This is a genomic window from Rubritalea sp. (genome assembly GCF_039830215.1).
Lineage (GTDB): Bacteria > Verrucomicrobiota > Verrucomicrobiia > Verrucomicrobiales > Akkermansiaceae > Rubritalea.
In genome coordinates, this window is the sequence record NZ_JBDOPO010000147.1 from 1 (window position 1) to 4,732 (window position 4,732).

At 47.5% G+C, this 4,732-nt stretch carries 4 protein-coding genes and 1 riboswitch; of the genes, 3 read left to right on the forward strand and 1 reads right to left on the reverse strand.

The annotated features are described in order from the left end of the window. Positions 1 to 247: 247 nt before the first annotated feature. Positions 248 to 352: riboswitch (TPP riboswitch) on the forward strand. A gap of 120 nt (positions 353 to 472) precedes the next feature. The 3 genes from thiC (at position 473) to ABGY95_RS04985 (ending at position 3,362) form a co-directional block, all read left to right on the forward strand. After that, positions 473 to 2,578, forward strand: a complete 2,106-nt coding sequence (thiC, locus tag ABGY95_RS04975; protein WP_347440594.1) for a phosphomethylpyrimidine synthase ThiC — start codon at positions 473 to 475, stop codon at positions 2,576 to 2,578. A gap of 171 nt (positions 2,579 to 2,749) precedes the next feature. Then, entirely contained in the window at positions 2,750 to 3,016 is a 267-nt protein-coding gene (locus ABGY95_RS04980) for a hypothetical protein (protein ID WP_347440595.1), read from the forward strand. Between the two features lie 160 nt (positions 3,017 to 3,176). Then, a complete protein-coding gene (locus tag ABGY95_RS04985; RefSeq protein ID WP_347440596.1) occupies positions 3,177 to 3,362 on the forward strand; it encodes a hypothetical protein in 186 nt (61 codons plus the stop codon). 706 nt (positions 3,363 to 4,068) lie between these two features. Here the strand turns inward: ABGY95_RS04985 and ABGY95_RS04990 are convergent. Beyond that, positions 4,069 to 4,732, reverse strand: a 664-nt coding sequence (locus tag ABGY95_RS04990; RefSeq protein ID WP_347440597.1) for a hypothetical protein, incomplete at its 5' end; no start/stop codon positions are given.

Below are 4,732 nucleotides of genomic sequence, written 5' to 3' on the forward strand. Positions count from 1 at the left end.
AGATAGCTGTGTAGTCATAAGGACAATACTGGCTAGGAATCTGTGGTGATATTTAATCATTTCCTAATGTTTGAGCTAGATTGTCTCTATGTGTGAACCTTGTAGATGATACATCTACTCCAAGCGCAGCACACTCGTTCACTCAATAAACGACTTTTGGGTGGCGGCGTTAAAATGAAGTCATCACGCTGATTACAAGGTGCTCTGAAATCTTCCTCTTGCATCCTGCCTTCACCTCTCTAAAGTGTTCGGTAGACAGGGGAGCCGTAGAGGCTGAGAATGCGCTCAACGCACATGACCCTTAGAACCTGCCACGGCTAATACCGGCGAAGGAAGTCATATTTCATCACTTGAAATCTGCCCAACCTGTCAGGCATTAGCTGACAGGTCTTTTATTTTCGTAAAATATCTATCAACAACTAACAGCAACTAACATCTTCACACTCAACACTCCGAACTCCAAACTCTAGTAATGATTTCACCAGACAACTCAACACCCAAGCCTGAGAACTCCTCAGCACGCACAGACTATACCGGTAATTTTATCGAAGACATCGACAACTCAGATGAGCTTGCAGCTATCGAGAAAGACCCAACAATTTTCCCGAATTCTACTCGCATCTATGTTGAGGGAGACATCCACCCAGACATTAAGGTCGCAATGCGTGAGATCCGCCTTTCTGACACCGAGCATCCAAATGGCCGTGTTGAGAAAAATGCACCCATCCGCGTCTACGATTGCTCCGGCCCTTGGGGGGACCCTGATTTTAAAGGTGACGTGACAAAAGGACTCCCAGCGCTTCGCCGTCAGTGGATTCTCGAACGTGGCGATGTGGAAGAATATGATGGCCGCGAAGTAACTGCTTCGGATAACGGCTACCTTTCTGAGAAGCACGCTGAGAAATACAACGAAGGCAAAGCGACTAAGAACAAGCTAAAGGTCTATCCAGGGCTCAAACGCAAGCCACTCCGTGCATCAGCAGGACATCCTGTCACTCAAAAGTGGTATGCTGAGCAAGGCATTATCACAAAGGAAATGGAATACATAGCGATTCGTGAAAACCTCGGCCGCAAGGAAGAACTCAAAACTATTTCCGACAAGTACCCAAATCTTGCAGACCTTCCAGCCGACGCTTCAGATCGCATCAAGCAACTCTGCACGACTCCAGAAGGTTACGAGATGCCACGCCCTTCTGACATCGACCCATTCAAACAAGTATCGCGTAACCGCATGGACCACCAGCACCCTGGTCAATCTTTCGGCGCATCCATGCCTGCAATGATCACTCCAGAATTCGTTCGTTCAGAAGTAGCTCGAGGACGTGCAATTATCCCATCTAACATCAACCACCCAGAAAATGAACCCATGATTATTGGTCGTAATTTCTTGGTGAAAATAAACGCTAACATCGGCAACTCGGCAGTGGCTTCTACTATCGACGAAGAAGTAGAGAAGATGCAGTGGGCTACAAAGTGGGGTGCTGACAACGTGATGGACCTTTCTACAGGAAAGAACATCCACGCAACACGTGAGTGGATCCTCCGCAACTCACCAGTTCCGATCGGTACAGTGCCAATATACCAGGCGCTAGAGAAAGTGAACGGCAGGATTGAAGAACTCACATGGGAGCTCTACCGTGACACACTCATCGAACAGGCTGAGCAAGGTGTGGATTACTTCACCATTCACGCAGCAGTATTACTCCGCTTTGTGCCACACACAGCGCGCCGCATGACAGGTATAGTTTCTCGTGGTGGCTCCATCATGGCTAAGTGGTGCCTCGCCCATCAGAAGGAAAGTTTCCTCTATTCTCATTGGGACGAGATCTGTGACATCTGCGCGGCGTACGATGTTTCCTTCTCTATCGGTGACGGCCTCCGCCCAGGCTCCATTGCAGATGCTAACGACTACGCACAGCTTGCTGAGCTAGAAATCCAAGGTGAGCTTACCACACGCGCATGGGCAAAAGGCTGTCAGGTAATGAACGAAGGTCCAGGCCACGTGCCACTTCATCTCATCCAAGAGAACATGCAGAAGCAGATCGAGTGGTGCCACGAAGCTCCATTCTACACGCTTGGCCCCCTCACTACTGACATCGCCCCAGGTTACGACCACATCACATCTGGTATCGGGGCTGCCAACATCGGTTGGTATGGCTGTGCAATGCTCTGCTACGTGACCCCTAAGGAGCACTTAGGCCTGCCTAACCGCGACGACGTTCGTGAAGGTGTGATCACCTATAAAATTGCAGCTCACGCAGCTGATCTCGCAAAAGGTCACCCAGCTGCGCAAGAGCGCGACAACGCGATATCAAAGGCTCGCTTCGAGTTCCGTTGGCGCGACCAGTTCGCTCTAGGTCTAGACCCAGCCCGTGCGATTGATTACCACGATGAAACACTGCCAGCTGAAGGAGCAAAAACAGCTCACTTCTGCTCCATGTGTGGACCCACATTCTGTTCGATGAAGATCACTGCCGACGTACGCAAGTATGCTGAAGACAATGGCTTCACAGAAGAAGCAATAGAAGAAAAAGGCTTAGAGCAAGCCACTGCTGAGCTTACTGGTCAGAGCTCGTAATCGACACAACTACTTTACTCAAATCGCTCTCAGGACACTCCAGCCCTGAGGGCGTTTTTTGTGTTGTATCACTCCCATATGGAAGGCTTTCGAGTCTCGCTGAATATCATTTTCCTGTAGATGATATTGAGTACGTGGGCACCCTTTCCAATCTCTATTCACCTCATAGCAATGACAGCTAAACCAATCCACACAAACCAGATAAACTCGTTAATGGGTTCAGTCTCCCCCTTAGTGATTATCGTTGTTAGACTTGCCGGTGATTACGACTCCAAGCCCATCCCTATTGCGATCAACAACACTGTCTTTGAAGTTTCATTTTCTAATAAAATGGCAGATTTTTTCTATAGTAGCTCATTCCGTGCGGCTGCTGCGGTAGTCAGAAAGGTAGCTATGACTTATCAAAGGCGCCCAAAATCTCATTCGAATGGTCTATGACAGTGTTTACGACATGACCTCTGGATTTCTGACCGGAAAATTTCAAGTCAATACAACAGGAATTCAGGAGAGACTAAATAAAGGCACACTGAATTTACAAGAAGAAGGAGATCGAACTATGAGCGGCGGATTCCATATGCTAGGAAATAATTTTTAACCAGTGTGGCATATCATTCGTGACGGTTTTACCACACAAGCGATGAAACCAAAATACCAACGCCTCCGAGAGGCTGAGCGTGGAGTAATCTACCGCATAAAAACATGCAGAAAACACACAAGTTGGAATAGTTATGGCACTATAATTCAGCCAAAAAAAGCAAGTAAGAAGCTGAAGCTAAATAAGTAAGACGCATTATAATCAAGCTCATCCTTGAGCAGATCTACATACATCTCAAACAGGTTGGCAAAAAAGTCAGTCATGAGACTAGCTATCGCTACCTAGCAGTCGACCGGAAAACAGGTGGTAGATTATTTAAGGAATTACCCATCAATGGAAAACTCCGCTATCCACCTCGAGCCGGCACAAGGCACAGCAAAACACCGAACACAAAAGTCTTAGACGAGCGCCCACAATCGTTGACGCTAGAACTCGTTCTGGAGACTGAGAAGTGGATTTGCTTGTAGCAATCCCAGAGGGCATGTTAACCTAATGCTTTATGAACGATAGAGTCGGGCGGGATTATTGTGCACACTAGTGAATGAGACTAGAGTTTCGAGAGGCTGGCCATCATAAAGAAGCCAAAGGCTTATCGAGTGGAGACCCTCGCCTATGATAGCGGTCTTAAATTCGCTTTACATGAGAGGGTCAGCAAGGAACTAGAAGCATCTTTGTCACAACTGTTGCCTCTGAGGACCATGAACTGTTGCCCGGACTAATATGAGAACCAAACGCACCCATTGAGGCATGCGCTATGGATCGGGCACATTCTTCTCTGCCACGTGGGGGCACTCAGCGCACTACCATAGTGTATTTTGAGTCAATAAGTTACTAACACTAAAAAAGCGCAGGAGAGTATCAATCTACGGTGCTTTACCCATGGTTAGTGGCAATTTTACTCAGACACCCGAGGACCCATTGTCCCATGTGAGCTAGCTGATTGAGCGTGGCTCTTTGGCGGTGATTGAGTGTCAGTCTTTTCTATCTCGATTCCTTCCGCTGCAGCAAAATCAGCCAGAGCCATTTCAGCGAGTGCGTCTTGCTCATCCTGCTTAAGGTTGATGTCAGTTAGATCCATGCTGTCCTTCGCTACTCGAGCTCGGCCAGCAGCCTTGGTACGTTCCTCTTCGACAATTTCCTCGAGTCGATTGAGATTATCCCCTGAACCTCCAATTTCTGAAATCATGCCTGACGCCATTTCATTGAGCTCAGCCATAGCATTCTTGACTTTCATATCGTCAATTCCTCGGCGAAGCTCTTGAATTTTATCGCGCGCTTCTTTGACCGAAACATCACGAGCCCGAAGAAGCTCTTTATAATGCTTCTCAGCATTCACTAGTTGATCCTTTACCTCGTCGTGAGTGGTATCCACTTTTTTGAGTTTCAGAGCAAAGTCGCCAGCTAACTGACGGTTACCCGCCTTGAGATGTGCTGCAGTCTTTGAACGTAAGTCATTTTCCTCTTTATCGAGTTTCTTAACCTGTGAGATAAGCTTTTCAACCAAACCAGCATGCGTCGCTAGCCCTTGGTTAAATTGCGCAATTTGCTTCCGTAAATTT